This window comes from Streptomyces sp. NPDC091972 (assembly GCF_044756385.1).
Classification (GTDB): Bacteria; Actinomycetota; Actinomycetes; order Streptomycetales; family Streptomycetaceae; genus Streptomyces.
In genome coordinates, this window is the sequence record NZ_JBIVSV010000004.1 from 250,410 (window position 1) to 267,173 (window position 16,764).

Sequence of the window (16,764 nt, forward strand, 5' to 3'; positions counted from 1 at the left end):
GTCCTGGCGCAGCCCTCCGCACCCGGTCCCGGCGGACCCGCCCCGCCCCCGCCCTACAACCAAAACCACCCGTGCCCGACATACCAATGCCCGCCACCTCGCAGGTGATCCCCCACGGCCCGCTCCAGCACCGTCCGCCGCGGCAGGTTCTCCGGCGGCAGCTCCGGGTCCCCGAACACGAACTGCACCGGCTCGGTGTCCTCCGGCTCCGGGTCCTGGGGAGCGATCCGGAAACGTTCCTGGAAGCGGACGATGTTGGAGTCCGCGGGCAGGTACTCCTTCAACTGCGGATCGAGCAACCAGGAATGGCACAGCGCGGCACGGTACGGCTCGTCCGCGAAGTGCCGGGCGAAGAACTCGGCGGCCAGGGCCAGCGAGCGATCGCAGGCCTCCGGTGACAGCGGGCCGAGGAAGTCGGGGATGTGCAGGCTCAGACACGGCGTGCCGGGGGCGAGGTCCAGCCCGGCCGCCGCGAGCGTCCTGCTGTGCCACGCCCCGTACCGCGTCCGCTCGAACTGGAGTCGCCCCAACTGGTACAGCTCGCCCCGCGAGTGCCGGGTCAGCCAGCGCGGTGACTGCACACCCGCCCTGCCGTACCGCCTGCGGTGCACGGCCATGTTCCGCCCGAGGTCGGCGAGGGTGCGCCGGGACACCTCGTCCGGGATGCCGCGTGAGCGGTGGTACGCGCGCGTGTGGGGCAGCGCCGCGACGAACACGTAGGCGGGGAAGCAGCGTTGGAGGGCACCGGCCGGCCAGTCGAGCTCGGGCAGGACGACCGGGTCGTCGGCCCTGCCCATGTCCCGGACCAGTTCGTCGACGGAGTGTTCCAGGAACCTCCGCAGCTCGGGGTCGTCCATGACCCGTCGGCCCATCCGCACGAGTTCGTTGACGTCCTCGTGCGGTACGGCGAGTTCCACCAGCACCTCGGCCAGTTCGTCGGCGTCCGGCAGCACGCGGTGCCCCCCTCTTCGGCCCTGTGGTCGACGTCCGTTCCGAAGAGTACGTTGCAAAGAGAGGAGTGGTGATCCCGATGCGTACGGGCAGTGAGCCGAGGACAGCGCGCAGTGCACTGCGGGCGCGGTTCTGGCTGAGCGTGTGGGGGCTGGTCTGGGCGATCTTCGGCACGGTCGCGTTCGCGCTGGCCGGCCGTCCCGGGTGGGCGATCGCCTGCGGTGTGCTCTGGCTGGTGATCACCGTCGACACGACGATGATCCTCCGGCACATCCGCCAGGGCCCGCACTACCAGCCGGGCCCCGGCGTCCCGCCGTACCGGCCACCGGAGAACCGCCCCCGGTGACTGCTGCGGACCGCGGGAGAGCCGCCCCGGTGGCCGTCCGGGACCGACGGTGGACCGGCGCGCCACGGCACCCGGTCAGAAGCCGGAGCGCACCGCGGCCCGTCAGGAGTCGAACCGGGCCGCCTTCAGGAACTCCGGATTCGGGTCCAGCGCGGCCGCCAGCCGGAAGTGCCGCCTGGCCTGGTCGGACCGCCCCTGGCGCTCATAGGTGCGGGCGAGCGCGAAGTGGGCGAAGGCGTTGTCCGGCTCGCGCTCCAGGACGATGGTGAACTCCAGCTCGGCGGGGCGCAGTTGCGCGGCGGCGAAGAAGGCCCGCGCGCGCAGCAGCCGGGCCGCGGTGTTCTCCGGGTGGGCGGCGATGACGGAGTCGAGCAGCTTCACCGCGCCCCGCGGGTCCCGCGCGGAGAGCAACTGCTCGGCTGCGCGGTAGTCGATGACATGGGTCTCCGGAGTACGTCCGGTCGATCCGCTGGTCTCGGGCACGGCAGAGTCCTTCCCTCACTGGAAGGGTTCAACGCCCGGACCGGGGGACGCTATTCCTCGGACGCCCCGGAGGCACGCGCCCGGCGCACCAGCTCGTCCCACACCTCGCGCACCCGTCGGTGCAGCTCTTCGAGGGGTACGTCGTTGTCGATCACGACGTCCGCGATCTCCAGGCGCTTCTCGCGCGTCGCCTGTGCGGCCATACGCGCGCGTGCGTCCTGCTCGGTCATGCCGCGCAGCCGGACGAGCCGGTCGAGCTGGGTCTCGGGGCTCGCGTCGACGACGACCACGAGGTCGTAGAGCGGGGCGAGGGCGTTCTCCGCGAGGAGCGGGACGTCGTGGACGACGACGGCGTCATCGGCGGCGGCCGACTCCAGCTCACGGGAGCGGGCGCCCACCAGGGGATGCACGATGGAGTTCAGCACGGCGAGCCGGTCGGGGTCGGCGAACACGATGGAGCCCAGCCTGGGCCGGTCGAGGCTGCCGTCCTCGGCGAGCACGTCCTCGCCGAAGGCCGCCACGACCGCGGCGAGGCCGGGCGTGCCCGGCGCGACGACCTCGCGCGCGATGCGGTCCGCGTCGATCAGGACGGCGCCGTGCTCCACGAGGAGCCTCGACACCTCACTCTTGCCGGCGCCGATACCGCCGGTCAGGCCCACCTTCAGCATGCCCGGAAGCCTAGACGCTCCGCGCGTGTCAGTTGTCGCCTTCCCGTTCCGCCAGGAAGCGCTCGAACTCCAGGCCGATCTCGTCCGCCGACGGGATGTCCACGGGTTCGGCGAGCATGTTGCCCCTGGTCTCCGCGCCGGCCGCCGCGTCGTACTGGTGCTCCAGGCCCTGGACGAGGGCCACGAGGTCCTCGTCGCCCTCCTGGATCTGCCGGTCGATCTCGGTCTGGGTCCGGTGGGCGTCGGTGCGCAGGGCGTGGGCGACGCCGGGCAGGACCAGGCCGGTGCCGGCCGTGATGGCCTCCAGGACGGTCAGGGCGGCGTCCGGGTAGGGCGAGCGGGCGATGTAGTGCGGGACGTGCGCCGCGACGCCCAGGACGTCGTGACCGGCCTCCATGAGCCGGTACTCGACCAGGGCCTCGGCGCTGCCGGGCACCTGCGCCTCCTCGAAGGGGCTGCGGTGGCCGGGGACGAGGTCGTGGCGGTTGCCGTGCGGGGTGAGCCCCACGGGGCGGGTGTGCGGTACACCCATGGGGATGCCGTGGAAGTTCACGGACAGCCGCACCCCGAGCCGCTCCACGATCTGCTGGACGGCCGCGGCGAAGCGCTCCCACTCCACGTCCGGCTCCGGGCCCGACAGCAGCAGGAAGGGCGCTCCGGTGGCGTCCTGGACGAGCCGCACCTCGATGGTGGGCTCCTCGTAGTCGGTCCAGCGGTCGCGCTTGAAGGTGAGCAGCGGACGGCGGGCGCGGTAGTCCACGAGCCGGTCGTGGTCGAACCGGGCCACGAGCTGGTTGGGCAGCGAGTCGAGCAGCCGGTCGACGATCTGGTCGCCGGTCTCGCCCGCGTCGATGTATCCGTCGAAGTGGTAGAGCATGACCAGACCGGCCGACTCCTGCGCGAGCGCCATGTCGACGACGGCGAGGCCCTTGGGCTCCCATGCGTACAAACCCTGCGGATCAAGCACAGTGACCGCTCCTCCTCGTGTTCGTACAGCACAACACGCCCTGGAACAGCGGCATTCCCGCTCGGGCCCCGGAAACTCCTCAGGGGCGCGGGGAACTGCGCGACCACCCCCACCGACCCTCGGACAAAACACTGAGGGACCGCACCCCGAAAGGTACGGTCCCTCAGTCAGGAGCTACAGCTCAGTGAGCGTTCAGCTCTGGCCGCCGGCCAGCTTCTCGCGCAGCGCGGCGAGCGCCTCGTCCGAGGCCAGCGCGCCGGAGGTGTCCGCACCCTCGGAGGAGTACGAACCGCCACCGCCACCCGCGGCCGGAGCCGCACCGGCGGCGTCCCCGCCCTCGGCCGCGGCAGCGGCGTCGGCCTCGCGGGACTTGATGACCTGCTGCTGGTGCTGCTCGAAGCGGGTCTGCGCCTCGGCGTACTGGTGCTCCCACGCCTCGCGCTGGGTCTCGTAGCCCTCGAGCCAGTCGTTGGTCTCGGGGTCGAAGCCCTCGGGGTAGATGTAGTTGCCCTGGTCGTCGTAGGACGCGGCCATGCCGTACAGGGTCGGGTCGAACTCGACCGTCGCCGGGTCCGAACCGAAGGCCTCGTTGGCCTGCTTCAGCGAGAGGCTGATGCGGCGGCGCTCGAGGTCGATGTCGATGACCTTGACGAAGATCTCGTCGTTGACCTGGACGACCTGCTCCGGGATCTCCACGTGGCGCTCGGCCAGCTCGGAGATGTGGACCAGACCCTCGATGCCCTCGTCCACGCGGACGAACGCACCGAACGGAACCAGCTTCGTGACCTTGCCGGGCACGACCTGGCCGATCTGGTGGGTGCGGGCGAACTGCTGCCACGGGTCTTCCTGGGTCGCCTTCAGCGACAGGGAGACACGCTCGCGGTCCATGTCGACGTCGAGGACCTCGACGGTGACCTCCTGGCCGACCTCGACAACCTCGGAGGGGTGGTCGATGTGCTTCCAGGAGAGCTCGGAGACGTGGACCAGACCGTCGACGCCACCCAGGTCCACGAAGGCACCGAAGTTGACGATCGAGGAGACCACGCCGGAGCGGACCTGACCCTTCTGGAGGGTCGTGAGGAACGTCTGGCGGACCTCGGACTGGGTCTGCTCCAGCCAGGCACGGCGGGACAGGACCACGTTGTTGCGGTTCTTGTCCAGCTCGATGATCTTGGCCTCGAGCTCCTTGCCCACGTAGGGCTGGAGGTCGCGAACACGGCGCATCTCGACCAGGGAGGCCGGGAGGAAGCCACGGAGGCCGATGTCGAGGATGAGACCACCCTTGACGACCTCGATGACGGTACCGGTGACGATCCCGTCCTCTTCCTTGATCTTCTCGATGGTGCCCCAGGCACGCTCGTACTGGGCGCGCTTCTTCGAGAGGATCAGGCGGCCTTCCTTGTCCTCCTTCTGGAGAACAAGGGCCTCGATCTCGTCACCGACGGCGACGACCTCGTTGGGGTCGACGTCGTGCTTGATCGAGAGCTCGCGGCTCGGGATAACGCCTTCGGTCTTGTAACCGATGTCGAGCAGGACCTCGTCCCGGTCGACCTTCACGATGACGCCGTCGACGATGTCGCCGTCGTTGAAGTACTTGATCGTCTCGTCGATCGCGGCGAGGAAGGCTTCCTCGTTACCGATGTCGTTGACCGCTACCTGCGGGGTGGTGGCGGTGGTCTCGGTGCTGCTCGTCATGTGGGAAAGGGCTCCGGTACGGACATTGAAGTCGTAGGTACTGCTTACGCCGGGAGCCCGTTTCGCTCTGAAGAAGCCGGACAGCCAAGGAAGCGCCACACAAAACCACTGGTGGCGCCTCGACAACCGAGGGGACATACAACAGATGCGAGCGCAGCCTGCTACGTCTGAGGTGCGCAGGCCCGCAGCGCAACTTGTAGCATACGGGGGCAGCCGGACAGGGTCAATGCGCGAAGGCGCACACCCGGGGCGGATCGCCGCATACCCGGCACAAAACCTGTCTCACGAGGCCACGCGCGCGTGACGGCGCCCCATTTATGACGGCCGCCGCGACCGGTTGGACGGAAGAGTACGACGAGGGAGCCCATCATCCAAGAGCCCGCATCGCACCAGCAGGAGTCCGGCCCGGACGCGGAGTCGCAGGCCACCCGGCGTGACGCTGACGTCACCGAGAGCGCCCGGGCCAACCGCGGCTGGTGGGACCGCAACGCGGACGAGTACCAGGTCGAGCACGGCACCTTCCTCGGCGACGACCGCTTCGTGTGGGGCCCCGAGGGCCTCGACGAGGTGGAGGCGGAACTGCTGGGCCCGCCGGAGGACCTCAAGGGCAGGGACGTCCTGGAGATCGGCGCCGGCGCCGCCCAGTGCGCCCGCTGGCTGGCCGCCCAGGGCGCCCGCCCGGTCGCCCTCGACATCTCCCACCGCCAGCTCCAGCACGCGCTGCGCATCGGCACGTCCTTCCCCCTGGTGTGCGCCGACGCCGGCGCGCTGCCCTTCGCGGACGGCTCCTTCGACCTGGCGTGCTCGGCGTACGGCGCCCTGCCGTTCGTCGCCGACCCCGTACTGGTCCTGAAGGAGGTGCACCGCGTCCTGCGCCCGGGCGGCCGCTTCGTCTTCTCGGTGACGCACCCCATCCGCTGGGCCTTCCCGGACGAGCCGGGCCCCGAGGGCCTGTCCGTCTCCGCCTCCTACTTCGACCGCACGCCCTACGTCGAGCAGGACGAGGAGGGCCGCGCGGTCTACGTCGAGCACCACCGCACGATCGGCGACCGGGTCCGTGACGTGGTCGCCGGCGGTTTCCGCCTGGTCGACCTGGTGGAGCCGGAGTGGCCGGCCTGGAACACCTCGGAGTGGGGCGGCTGGTCCCCGCTGCGCGGCAGCCTGATCCCGGGCTCGGCGATCTTCGTGTGCGAACGGGACTGACGTACGGGGGCGTTCCGGCGGCCGTACGACACTAGGGGCGTGATCCGTTACGACGCCCTGGACGCCCTTCCCGTACGCAGTGTCCTGCCCGCGCTGGGCGACGCCCTGGAGGGGCACGGCACGGCGGTCCTCGTGGCACCGCCCGGCACCGGCAAGACGACCCTCGTCCCGCTGGTGCTCGCGGGCCTGCTGGACTCCGGCGCACCCGCGCGGAACGTCGTCGTCGCCGAGCCCCGCCGGATCGCCGCCCGCGCGGCCGCCCGCCGGATGGCGTGGCTCCTGGGCGAGCAGGTCGGCGCGAGCGTCGGGTACACCGTGCGCGGCGAGCGGGTGGTCGGAGCGCTCACGCGCGTGGAGGTCGTCACGACGGGGGTGCTGCTCCAGCGGCTCCAGCGCGACCAGGAGCTCGCGGGCGTCGACGTGGTCGTCCTCGACGAGTGCCACGAGCGGCATCTGGACGCGGACACCACGGCGGCCTTCCTGTGGGACGTGCGCCAGACCCTGCGGCCGGAGCTGCGGCTGGTGGCCGCGTCCGCGACGACCGACGCGCAGGGCTGGGCGCGGCTGCTGGGCGAGGCGCCCGTGGTCGAGGCGGAGGGTGTCTCCCACCCGGTGGAGGTCGTGTGGGCGCCGCCCGCGCGTCCGGTACGGCCGCCGCACGGCACGCGGGTCGATCCCGCGCTGCTCACGCACGTGGCGTCGGTCGTGCGGCGGGCGCTGTCCGAGCGGCCGGGGGACGTGCTGTGCTTCCTGCCGGGCGTGGGCGAGATCGCGCGCGTGGCCGGGCAGTTGGGCGGGCTCGGTGACGTGGAGGTGCTCCAGGTGCACGGGCGGGCGCCGGCGGCCGTGCAGGACGCGGTGCTGGCGGGCGGGGAGCGGCGCCGGGTGGTGCTCGCGACCGCCGTGGCGGAGTCGTCGCTGACCGTGCCGGGGGTGCGGGTGGTCGTCGACTCGGGGCTGGCGCGGGAACCGCGCGTCGACCACGCGCGCGGGCTGAGTGCGCTGGCGACCGTGCGGGCCTCGCAGGCCACCGGTCGGCAGCGGGCGGGGCGGGCCGGGCGGGAGGCGCCGGGCGCGGTGTACCGGTGCTGGGCGGAGGCCGAGGACGCCCGCCTGCCGCGTTTTCCGTCGCCGGAGATCAAGGTGGCCGACCTGACGGCGTTCGCGCTCCAGGTGGCCTGCTGGGGCGATCCGGACGCCTCCGGTCTCGCGCTGCTGGATCCGCCGCCGGGCGGGGCGATGGCGGCCGCGCGGACCGCTCTCGCGGCGGTGGACGCGGTGGACCCGGCCGGGCGTGCCACGGAGCGGGGTGTCCGGCTGGCGCGGCTGGGGCTGCACCCGCGGGTGGGACGGGCGCTGCTGGACGCGGCCGTGTCGGTCGGGGGCGAGCGTGCCGCCGAGGTCGTCGCGCTGCTGAGCGAGGAGGCGCCGCGGGAGTACGGGGACGACCTCGCGGGCGCGTTGCGGGCCGCCCGGCGCGGAGGTGACGCCTACGCGGCGCGGTGGCGGGCGGAGGTGCGGCGGCTGCGAGGGCTCGCCGCGGAGTCCCCGCGGTCGACCGCCCCGCGTGGCCCGCGGCCCGCGGCCCGCGGTGAGGACGGCGTCGTCGGGCTCGTGGCCGCCCTGGCCTTCCCCGAGCGCGTGGCCAGGGCCGACGGCGGCTCCTGCCTCATGGCCTCCGGGACCCGCGCCGAACTCCCCGCCGGCTCCGCTCTCCGTGACGCCCCCTGGATCGCTGTCGCCGTGGCGGACCGTCCCGTCGGAAAGGGGCACGCGCGGGTGCGGCTCGCCGCCGTGATCGACGAGGACACGGCCCGGTCGGCGGCCGCGTCCCTCCACTCCGAGCGCCAGGAGGTGCACTGGGCGGACGGGGACGTCGTGGCCCGCCGGGTGGAGCGGCTCGGGGCGATCGAGCTCGCGGTACGGCCGCTGCGGGACCCGGACCCCGCCCTCGTGCGCGAGGCCCTTCTGGACGGGCTGCGCCAGGACGGGCTGCGGCTGCTGCGGTGGTCGCCCGACGCGAACGTCCTGCGGCAGCGGCTGGCGTTCCTGCGCCACCACCTCGGCGAGCCGTGGCCCGAGGTCTCCGACGAGGCACTCCACGCGCGCGTGGACGAATGGCTGGAGCCCGAGCTGAGCCGTGCCCGGCGCCGGGCCGACCTGGCGCGCATCGACGCCGGGCAGGCGCTGCACAGGCTCCTGCCCTGGGCCTCCGGTGAGGCCACGCGGCTCGACGAGCTGGCGCCGGAGCGGATCGCCGTACCGAGCGGGTCCCGGATCCGGATCGACTACGCCTCTCCCGAACAGCCGGTCCTCGCGGTGAAGTTGCAGGAGATGTTCGGGTTGCAGGAGTCGCCCCGGATCGCCGGTGTGCCGCTCCTGGTCCATCTCCTCTCCCCCGCCGGGCGGCCCGCCGCGGTCACCGCCGACCTCGCCTCCTTCTGGCGGGACGGCTACAAGGGTGTGCGGGCGGAGCTGCGCGGCCGGTATCCGAAGCATCCGTGGCCGGAGGACCCGGCGGGCGCGGAGCCGACGCGGCACACCACCGCGCGGCTCAGGCGGTGACCGGTTCGGGTTCTTCGGCCTTCGCGGGGGCCGGGCGGCGGCCGCGGGCTTCGAGCAGCAGCGCGAGCGCCAGCAGCAGGACGCCCAGGACGAGGAAGCCCCACGGCAGGTACGAGGTCATGAGGAGCACGAGGGTGCGGTTGGACTTGACCAGGTCGACGGTGTGCCTGATGTAGTCCTCGCGCATCTTGACGTCGCCGGCGAAGACCGTCACCTTGTCGCGGTCGCCGAGCAGGGTGCCGCCGCGCAGTTCCTCCTTGTGGAGCTCCTCGCCGTAGACGGGGGCACCGGTGAGGGGTTCGACCCAGAACCTGCGGACCGTGGTGTACCAGCGGGTGGTGCCGGTCTTCGCGATGGACTCGGGGGTGATGCCCTGGACCGGCATGGTCTTCGGGAAGGGCACCTTGGTCCAGGGGATGGTCTGCTCGAAGTAGTAGACGTCGAGGCCGCGGAAGTCCCGGGTGCCCTTGTAGTGGATGGGGGCCGAGGTGCGGGTCTGCGCGTCGAAGTACTCGTAGTCGCGTTTCTCGGTGAGGAAGGGCCACTTGAACTCGATGCCCTCGCGCTTCACGGGGTCGCCGTCGACCATCTCGCCGGTGGCGTGGACGGGGTCCTGGGTGTGGGCGTCGAAGATGTAGCGCTCGGGGATCCTGGAGACCATCCTGCCGTCGGGCCCCACGACGTAGGACAGGCCGTCCCAGACGACGACGTCCTTCCCGGCCGTCTCCTCGATCTTCTCGGAGGCCTCCACGTTGCCCTTGAGGGTCTGCACGATGGTGACCTTGGAGACCTTCCTCGCGGTCATCGAGCCGTAGTCGACGAGGGTGGCGTCCTTGGCCTCCAGGACCATGTCCTGGTACTGGTTCGCGGGGATCTTGGCGAGGCGCGGGAAGGCGTACCAGCGCAGCAGCGGGGACAGCGCCGCGAAGAACACGGCGAGGGCGAGCAGGACCAGGCTGGTCTTGCGGCGCATCTCGGCCTCCCGGGGTCACGGGTGTGCGGGCACCGTGGTCAGCAGCGGCTTCGGGGACGTCCCGCCGGTCGGGGTGCCGAGGGCGGTGAGGGTGAGGACCAGTGCGAACGCGAGGGCGAGGCCGGTCGCGGCGGCGATGAGGGCGCGCATGTCCACCTCCCGGCACGGTAACTGATACATCGTCAGGTCCCGGCACGGTAGCAACGGGCGGGCGAGATGAGAACAGCTCGCGCACGCACGGAGGGCGCCCCCTCCGCGGTGGCGGAGAGGACGCCCTCCGAAGTGGGTCCGGTGCTCAGGAAGCGCTGGGGCTCGGCGAGGGGCTCGCCGGAGCGTCCGTGGAGGTGTCCGCGGCCGCCACGGTCAGCGTCACGTCGAGCGTCGCGCCGCCCGCGGTGGTGATGCGGAGCAGATAGGTGCCGGTGGTGTCGTCGGCGTAGAGCTGCGGCAGCTTCAGCAGGCCGTTCGCGTCCGTCGTCAGGCCCGTCAGGGTGCGGACGGTCTTGCCGTCGGCGTCCTTGAAGTAGGGGCCCTTGTCGTTCGCGGTCGCGTCGTCGGCCGACTTGATCAGGGTCGCGGTGGCGGCGACCTTGTCGGCGACGGCGTCCTTGTACGTGGCCTTCACCTGGACCGCGTCGGCGAACTGGCCGCCCGGGGCGCAGGTCAGCGCGGTGTCGCCGGTGCGGACGAGGGTGTCGGCGACGCGCTGGGTGACGGTGGCCGTGTAGATCGGGCCGGTGACGGTACGGCCGATGAGCGTGGCCCTGACCGCGAAGCTGCCGGTGGTCTCGCCCGCCTGGAGCGCGGGCGCGGTGGCCACGCCGGAGGCGTCGGTGAGGGCGGTGGCGACCTTCTCGCCGCCGGTGAAGGTGGCGTCGGTGTCGCCGACGATCGTGTAGCGGATCCGGACCTTGGCGACGCCCTTGCCCGCGGCGTTCTCCGCCTTGGTGCTGATCTTCTCGGTGAACGCGTCGCCCGCCATGGCGGTGAGCTTCGCGGTGCCCGAGTCCTCCAGGTGGTGCACCGACTGGGTGGGGGTGGCCGGGGTCGTCGGGGCCGGAGTGGTGGGGGTCCCGGACGGGGGCGGGGTGGTCGACGGCGGGGTCGTGCCCGGGGAGCCGGGGGTGCTCGGCCTCGGCGTGTGCGGCGCGCTCGGAGTCGAGGGCGAGGACGGCGAGGTGGTCGAGCCGCTGCTGCCGTCGCTGCGGCTGCCCGGGACGGTGCCGGTGCCGTCGGGAATCTCGTGGGTGCCCTTGCGGAAGTACTCCAGCCACGACAGGACCGTGTTCACGTAGTGCCGCGAGGGGTTGTAGCTGAGGATCGCCCGGTCCAGGTCGGCGCTGTCCGACAGGTCCCAGTCGTAGCGGCACAGGTAGTGACCGGTGGCGAGAGCGGCGTCGTAGATGTTGTTCGGGTCCTTCACCCCGTCGCCGTTGCCGTCACGGCCGGCCCACGCCCACGTGGACGGGATGAACTGCATGGGTCCGACGGCCGAGTCGTAGGCGCTGTTGCCGTCGTAGGCACCGTTGTCGGTGTCCTTGATGAGGGCGAAGCCGTTGCCGTCGAGCTGCGGGCCGAGGATCTTGGAGGTCGTGGTGCCGTTCGCGTCGACCCGGCCGCCGCGTGCCTGGCCCGACTCGACCTGGCCGATGGCGGCGAGGAGCTGCCAGGGCAGGTTGCAGCCCGGCTTGGACTCCTGGAGTTCGGCCGCCGCCTTCTTGTAGGCGTCGAGGACGGTCGCGGGGATGCCCGCCTCGGACTGGAGCGGGGAGGAGGTGGCGGTGCCGATGGTCGGCGCGGGGCTCGGGGTGTTCAGCGGCGGCAGGTCCGTGTAGTACGGCGAGTTGCCGGTCGCGCCGTCACCGGTGACCGCGTCGGGAGTGGGCTGGGCGTCGGCGGCGGTGGATCTGCCGTTGTCGTCGACCGTGGCCCCGGGTGCCTGGGAGGCGGACAGTGCCGCGACCGCGGCCGCGGCCACGGCGGTGGTCACCGCTCCCTTGCGCAGCCTCCTGCCGAATTGCGCCGCCATAAAGTGAACCCCTCCTGTGGACGCCCGAGCGCCCTTTTCCGTCTGTCGCTCTCGTCCAGTTGTGACAGTCGAACCGTCCTGGAGGTTGCCCCTGGGACGCGCGGTAATTCCTGATTCGCACGTTCGACCGAGCTCCCCAGCGCGGTGACCCGTGTGACCCTACGACAACTTCCTTTTCCCGGACACCGGTTCGTGCCCGATATTCACCGGTTGGCCATGTTCGATCGGTGCGGACTCGCGTCGCCCATACTGGACGGGACCGATCGTCCGGGCCGCCGCCCGGCCAACACCCGCCACGAGGAGCCCCGTTGCCGTTCACCCTCAGCCATGCGGCGGCGGTGCTGCCCGCGGTGCGCACCGACGGAACGGGCCGGGGCCGACTGGTTCCGGCCGTGCTCGTGGCCGGATCGTTCTCACCCGACATGACCTACTACGCGGCAAGTGTCGTGTCCGGGGCGATGGAGTTCGGCACCGTCACGCACTCCTTCGCGGGTGTCCTCACGGTCGACGTGCTCGTCGCCTGGGCCCTGGTGGGCCTGTGGCTGGTGCTGCGCGAGCCGCTGGTGGCCCTGCTGCCACGGACGCGGCAGGGCGGGGCGGCGGCGCTGCTGCGCTGCGGGGCGCCACGCGCACGCGTGTGTACGTCACTGGCCCTGCGCTGGTACGCCTCCGCCGTCGTGGGGGCGCTGACCCATGTCGTGTGGGACGCGTTCACCCACCACGACCGATGGGGGATGCGGCTCTTCCCCGTCCTCGGCCGGGAGGTGGCCGGCTCGCCCCTGTACTGGTACCTGCAGTACGGCTGTTCGGCGCTGGCCGCGGTGGTGATCGCGGTGTTCTGCGGGCACGCGCTGCGCCGGACCCCGGTGGCGGGCGAACCGCTCGGTGTCCCCGTGCTGTCGGTGCGGGACAGGTGGTGGGCCGTGGCCGTGATCGGCGGCTGCATGGCGGTGGGCGCGCTGCAGCGGGCCTCGCGGTGGTGGGAGTACTGGGGCTCCACCGCGAAGCCCTGGGAACTGATCCCGACCCTCTGCTTCGGCGCGGGCGCCGGTCTGCTGCCCGGCGTCCTGCTGTACGCGGCCGGGGTCAGGCTGTGGCGCCCGGCCCCGGTGTCCGGTGCCCGGGAAGAGGCCGGTCTCCCGCTCGCTCGCTGACGGCGTCCGCGGCCGCGACGAACACCGTCATGGTCGGCATCGGACGGGACCGGGGCAGCAGAGTGAGGGCGAGAGCGAGATGACTCAGGACCAGCTCGGCCCACAGCCTCGGACCGGACGGCTCCAGACGTCCTACGACGTCCCGCTCGCGGCGGGCGACGCGGTGCCGTAGCTCCGTCGCGGCGTGACCCAGGGCGGTGGTGCGGCGGAGGCCCGCTCGCGCTCGGCGCAGGAGTGTCGCCAGGTCGGAGGGGATGCGGGCGGTGCTTGCGGTGGCCGCGTGGGCCGGAACCGGGGGCCGTACGGACGGGGCCTTGCCGGCGTGAGCCGGTGCCTGCGTCCGTCCGGGGACCGCCCGGCCGTGGAGCATGCGTATACCCATGACGGCATCCTGGCCGGGCCGGCGAGCGGGGGCGCGGCGGTGGGAGCCACGCGAGTGACGGCGCCTGCGGCGCTTGGGCGGGGGCCCAGGGGGGTGCCGAGTGCGGTAGTGCGGGTCCGGTGGGGGCTGGTCGCGCAGTTCCCCGCGCCCCTAAGTGGGTCATGCGGACGCTCGTGCAGCCGCGTACGGCGCGAAGGGGACGGGGTGGGGGGTGTCCGCCCGCAGCGGCCGGCGTCCGTTACCGGGCCCCTTTTAGATGGACCGAGCCGCCGGACCGAGGACGGACACCCCCCACCCCGGCACCGACCCACCCACCGAACCCAAGGCGCTACACAAGCCCCCACCGGACAGCCACAGGCCGCCGCAGGCATCAGGGGCGCGGGGAACTGCGCAAAAACACCCGCCCCCACGCACCCGCACCCGCACCCGCCCGACCGCCGACCCCGAGGCGCTACACGAACCCCCACACAACAGGCAGCTGCGCCGCAGGCATCTCAGGGGCGCGGGGAACTGCGCAAAAACACCCGCCCCCACGCACCCGCACCCGCACCCGAACCCCAAGCCTCGAAACCCGCACAGACTCAGTGCGCTGCGGATTCCCAGTCCGTGCCGTCACCCACCGAGACGCCCAGCGGGACGTTCAGGCGCACCGCATCGGACATCTCGCGTCGGACGATCTCCTCCGCGGCCGCCCGCTCGCCCGGCGCGACCTCCAGCACGATCTCGTCGTGCACCTGGAGCAGCATGCGGGACGCGAGACCGGCCTCCCGCAGGGCGTCGTCCACCTTGAGCATCGCGATCTTGACGATGTCGGCCGCCGTGCCCTGGATCGGCGCGTTGAGGGCCATCCGCTCGGCCGCCTCACGCCGCTGGCGGTTGTCGCTGTTGAGGTCGGGCAGATACCGCCGGCGCCCGAAGAGCGTCGCCGTGTACCCGGTGGCCCGCGCCTCGTCGACCGCCCGGCGCAGATAGTCCCGCACCCCGCCGAACCGCTCGAAGTACGCGTCCATGAGGGCCCGCGCCTCCCCCGCCTCGATGTTGAGCTGCTGCGAGAGCCCGAACGCGGACAGCCCGTACGCCAGGCCGTACGACATCGCCTTGATCTTGCGCCGCATCTCCGCGTCGACCGCGCCGGGCTCGACCCCGAAGACCTGGGAGGCGGCCGTGGTGTGCAGGTCCTCTCCCGAGGTGAACGCCTCGATGAGGCCCTCGTCCTCGGAGAGGTGGGCCATCACCCGCAGCTCGATCTGGCTGTAGTCGGCGGTCATGAGGGACTCGAAGCCCTCCCCCACCACGAACCCGCGCCGGATCGCCCGGCCCTCGTCCGTGCGGACCGGGATGTTCTGGAGGTTCGGGTCCGTCGACGACAGGCGGCCCGTCGCCGCGACCGTCTGGTTGAACGTCGTGTGGATGCGGCCGTCCGCGGCGATCGTCTTGATCAGGCCCTCCACGGTCACCCGCAGCTTGGCCTGCTCACGGTGCCGGAGCATGATCACCGGCAGTTCGTTGTCCGTCTGGGTCGCCAGCCACGCGAGCGCGTCGGCGTCCGTGGTGTAACCGGTCTTCGTCTTCTTCGTCTTCGGCAGGCCCAGCTCTCCGAAGAGGACTTCCTGGAGCTGCTTGGGCGAGCCGAGGTTGAACTCGTGCCCCGCCGCCGCGTGCGCCTCCTTCACGGCCTGCTGGACCGCCCCGGCGAACATCTGCTCCATGGCCTCCAGGTGGGCCCGGTCTGCCGCGATGCCGTGCCGCTCCATGCGGGCCAGCAGGGCGGAGGTGGGCAGCTCCATGTCCCGCAGCAGGTCGGCGGCCCCGACCTCCTCCAGGCGGCCCTCGAAGGCGATGCCCAGGTCGAGCACGGCCCGCGCCTGGACCATCAGCGCCTCGGCCTCGGCCCCGTCGTCCGCGCCGAAGGCGAGCTGCCCGTCGGCCGCGGCGGCGGGCGCCAGCTCCCGGCCGAGGTACTCCAGCGACAGCGCGTCCAGGTCGAAGGAACGGCGCCCCGGCTTGACGAGGTACGCGGCGAGCGCGGTGTCCATGGTGACGCCGGCGATGCTCCAGCCGTGCTCGGCGAAGACCCGCATGGCGCCCTTGGCGTTGTGCAGCATCTTGGGCCGGTCGGCGTCGGCGAGCCAGGCGGCCCAGGCCCTCTCGTCGGCCTCGTCCAGCTCGGACGGGTCGAACCAGGCGGCGGCCCCGCCGGACGCGGCGAGCGCGACCTCGGCGACCGAGCCGGTGCCCAGGCCCCAGGTGTCGACGGTGGCGAGGCCGAGGGGCTGCCCCGTGCCGTGCTCGGCGAGCCAGCCGGCCAGCTCGCCGGTGCCGAGCACCGTGCCGTCCACCGCCACGCCGGGTGCGGCGACCGGGGCGCCCTCGGCCTCCTCGGCGCCCGGGTCGACGGCCAGGAGCCGCTCCCGCAGGGACGGGTTCCTGATCTCCAGGGTGTCGAGGATCATCGCGAGCGACTTGCGGTCGTACGGGACGCGCTCCAGGTCGGTGACCGTCTTCGGCAGCTCCACCGTGCGCACCATCTCGGTGAGCCGGCGGTTGAGCTTGACGGCCTCCAGGTGGTCGCGGAGGTTCTGCCCGGCCTTGCCCTTGACCTCCTCGACGCGCTCGACCAGCTCCGCGAACGAACCGAACTGGTTGATCCACTTCGCGGCGGTCTTCTCGCCGACGCCGGGGATGCCGGGGAGGTTGTCGGACGGGTCGCCGCGCAGGGCCGCGAAGTCGGGGTACTGGGCGGGCGTCAGGCCGTACTTCTCGAAGACCTTCTCCGGGGTGAACCGGGTCAGCTCCGAGACGCCCTTCGTGGGGTACAGCACGGTGGTGTGCTCGGAGACGAGCTGGAAGGAGTCGCGGTCGCCGGTGACGATCAGCACGTCGAAGCCCGCCGCCTCGGCCTGGGTGGCGAGGGTGGCGATGACGTCGTCGGCCTCGAAGCCGTCGACCGCGAAGCGCGATACGTGCATCGCGTCGAGGAGCTCGCCGATCAGCTCGACCTGGCCCTTGAACTCGTCCGGGGTCTTGGAACGGTTGGCCTTGTACTCCGTGAACTCCTCGGAGCGCCAGGTCTTGCGGGACACGTCGAAGGCCACCGCGAAGTGGGTGGGGGCCTCGTCGCGCAGGGTGTTGGCCAGCATCGACGCGAAGCCGTAGATCGCGTTCGTCGGCTGGCCGGTCGCGGTGGTGAAGTTCTCCGCGGGCAGCGCGAAGAACGCGCGATAGGCCAGCGAGTGCCCGTCCATGAGCATCAGACGCGGGCGGCTGCCGCCGGGGCTGTTGTCGGTCTTCTTCGCTGCTGTCTCTGCCACGCCCCCGATCCTGCCACGCCCCACTGACAGTCAGACC

14 protein-coding genes are annotated in these 16,764 nt (G+C 72.2%); 4 read left to right on the forward strand and 10 right to left on the reverse strand.

Going from position 1 to position 16,764, the window contains the following annotated elements:
* Positions 1-53: 53 nt before the first annotated feature.
* A complete protein-coding gene (locus tag ACIQJT_RS13710; protein WP_402643022.1) occupies positions 54-953 on the reverse strand; it encodes an acyltransferase domain-containing protein in 900 nt (299 codons plus the stop codon).
* A gap of 77 nt (positions 954-1,030) precedes the next feature.
* On the opposite strand from ACIQJT_RS13710, the gene ACIQJT_RS13715 reads away from it, so the two are divergent.
* Positions 1,031-1,297, forward strand: coding sequence for a DUF6343 family protein (locus tag ACIQJT_RS13715; RefSeq protein WP_402643024.1), 267 nt, complete (start codon positions 1,031-1,033; stop codon positions 1,295-1,297).
* A 102-nt stretch (positions 1,298-1,399) separates the two neighbouring features.
* On the opposite strand, the gene ACIQJT_RS13720 is transcribed toward ACIQJT_RS13715, so the two are convergent.
* From ACIQJT_RS13720 to rpsA, 4 genes are all read right to left on the reverse strand, one after another.
* Entirely contained in the window at positions 1,400-1,780 is a 381-nt protein-coding gene (locus ACIQJT_RS13720; RefSeq protein WP_402643027.1) for a tetratricopeptide repeat protein, read from the reverse strand.
* 50 nt (positions 1,781-1,830) lie between these two features.
* Complete coding sequence (gene coaE, locus ACIQJT_RS13725; protein ID WP_402643029.1) at positions 1,831-2,448, reverse strand: dephospho-CoA kinase; 618 nt, start codon at positions 2,446-2,448, stop codon at positions 1,831-1,833.
* A gap of 28 nt (positions 2,449-2,476) precedes the next feature.
* Positions 2,477-3,415 carry a PAC2 family protein gene (locus ACIQJT_RS13730; RefSeq protein ID WP_365451545.1) on the reverse strand — a complete coding sequence of 313 codons (939 nt, stop codon included), beginning with the start codon at positions 3,413-3,415 and terminating at the stop codon, positions 2,477-2,479.
* 192 nt (positions 3,416-3,607) lie between these two features.
* A complete protein-coding gene (gene rpsA / locus ACIQJT_RS13735; RefSeq protein WP_053848553.1) occupies positions 3,608-5,110 on the reverse strand; it encodes a 30S ribosomal protein S1 in 1,503 nt (500 codons plus the stop codon).
* A 366-nt stretch (positions 5,111-5,476) separates the two neighbouring features.
* On the opposite strand from rpsA, the gene ACIQJT_RS13740 reads away from it, so the two are divergent.
* A complete protein-coding gene (locus ACIQJT_RS13740; RefSeq protein WP_365451673.1) occupies positions 5,477-6,313 on the forward strand; it encodes a class I SAM-dependent methyltransferase in 837 nt (278 codons plus the stop codon).
* Between the two features lie 39 nt (positions 6,314-6,352).
* Positions 6,353-8,878: an ATP-dependent helicase HrpB gene (hrpB, locus tag ACIQJT_RS13745; RefSeq protein WP_402643033.1), complete on the forward strand. Its 2,526-nt coding sequence runs from the start codon at positions 6,353-6,355 to the stop codon at positions 8,876-8,878.
* Here the strand turns inward: hrpB and ACIQJT_RS13750 are convergent.
* The 3 genes from ACIQJT_RS13750 to ACIQJT_RS13760 all read right to left on the reverse strand — a co-directional run bounded on the left by ACIQJT_RS13750 (position 8,868) and on the right by ACIQJT_RS13760 (position 11,880).
* Positions 8,868-9,851 (reverse strand): DUF3068 domain-containing protein, encoded by a 984-nt coding sequence (locus ACIQJT_RS13750; RefSeq protein WP_402643036.1) that lies wholly within the window; start codon positions 9,849-9,851, stop codon positions 8,868-8,870. The two genes, hrpB and ACIQJT_RS13750, sit on opposite strands and share 11 nt — an antisense overlap.
* A 15-nt stretch (positions 9,852-9,866) precedes the next feature.
* Positions 9,867-10,001 (reverse strand): SPW_0924 family protein, encoded by a 135-nt coding sequence (locus ACIQJT_RS13755; RefSeq protein WP_402643038.1) that lies wholly within the window; start codon positions 9,999-10,001, stop codon positions 9,867-9,869.
* A gap of 145 nt (positions 10,002-10,146) precedes the next feature.
* On the reverse strand, positions 10,147-11,880 hold the full coding sequence (locus ACIQJT_RS13760) for a lytic transglycosylase domain-containing protein (protein ID WP_402643041.1): 1,734 nt from the start codon (positions 11,878-11,880) through the stop codon (positions 10,147-10,149).
* Positions 11,881-12,188: 308 nt separating this feature from the next.
* On the opposite strand from ACIQJT_RS13760, the gene ACIQJT_RS13765 reads away from it, so the two are divergent.
* The gene (locus ACIQJT_RS13765; protein WP_402643044.1) at positions 12,189-13,034 is read left to right on the forward strand and encodes a DUF4184 family protein; all 846 of its coding nucleotides are present in this window, start codon (positions 12,189-12,191) and stop codon (positions 13,032-13,034) included.
* Here the strand turns inward: ACIQJT_RS13765 and ACIQJT_RS13770 are convergent.
* Positions 12,967-13,416: a hypothetical protein gene (locus ACIQJT_RS13770; RefSeq protein ID WP_365451533.1), complete on the reverse strand. Its 450-nt coding sequence runs from the start codon at positions 13,414-13,416 to the stop codon at positions 12,967-12,969. The two genes, ACIQJT_RS13765 and ACIQJT_RS13770, sit on opposite strands and share 68 nt — an antisense overlap.
* A gap of 581 nt (positions 13,417-13,997) precedes the next feature.
* A complete protein-coding gene (polA, locus tag ACIQJT_RS13775; protein WP_365451531.1) occupies positions 13,998-16,727 on the reverse strand; it encodes a DNA polymerase I in 2,730 nt (909 codons plus the stop codon).
* Positions 16,728-16,764: the final 37 nt, after the last annotated feature.

Bases quoted from the DNA above. Each gene is read 5' to 3' on its own strand.
- coaE (WP_402643029.1), bottom strand. From the start codon at position 2,448: ATGCTGAAGGTGGGCCTGACCGGCGGTATCGGCGCCGGCAAGAGTGAG.
- ACIQJT_RS13750 (WP_402643036.1), bottom strand. From the start codon at position 9,851: ATGCGCCGCAAGACCAGCCTGGTCCTGCTCGCCCTCGCCGTGTTCTTC.
- ACIQJT_RS13715 (WP_402643024.1), top strand. From the start codon at position 1,031: ATGCGTACGGGCAGTGAGCCGAGGACAGCGCGCAGTGCACTGCGGGCG.
- ACIQJT_RS13760 (WP_402643041.1), bottom strand. From the start codon at position 11,880: ATGGCGGCGCAATTCGGCAGGAGGCTGCGCAAGGGAGCGGTGACCACC.
- ACIQJT_RS13770 (WP_365451533.1), bottom strand. From the start codon at position 13,416: ATGGGTATACGCATGCTCCACGGCCGGGCGGTCCCCGGACGGACGCAG.
- ACIQJT_RS13755 (WP_402643038.1), bottom strand. From the start codon at position 10,001: ATGCGCGCCCTCATCGCCGCCGCGACCGGCCTCGCCCTCGCGTTCGCA.
- rpsA (WP_053848553.1), bottom strand. From the start codon at position 5,110: ATGACGAGCAGCACCGAGACCACCGCCACCACCCCGCAGGTAGCGGTC.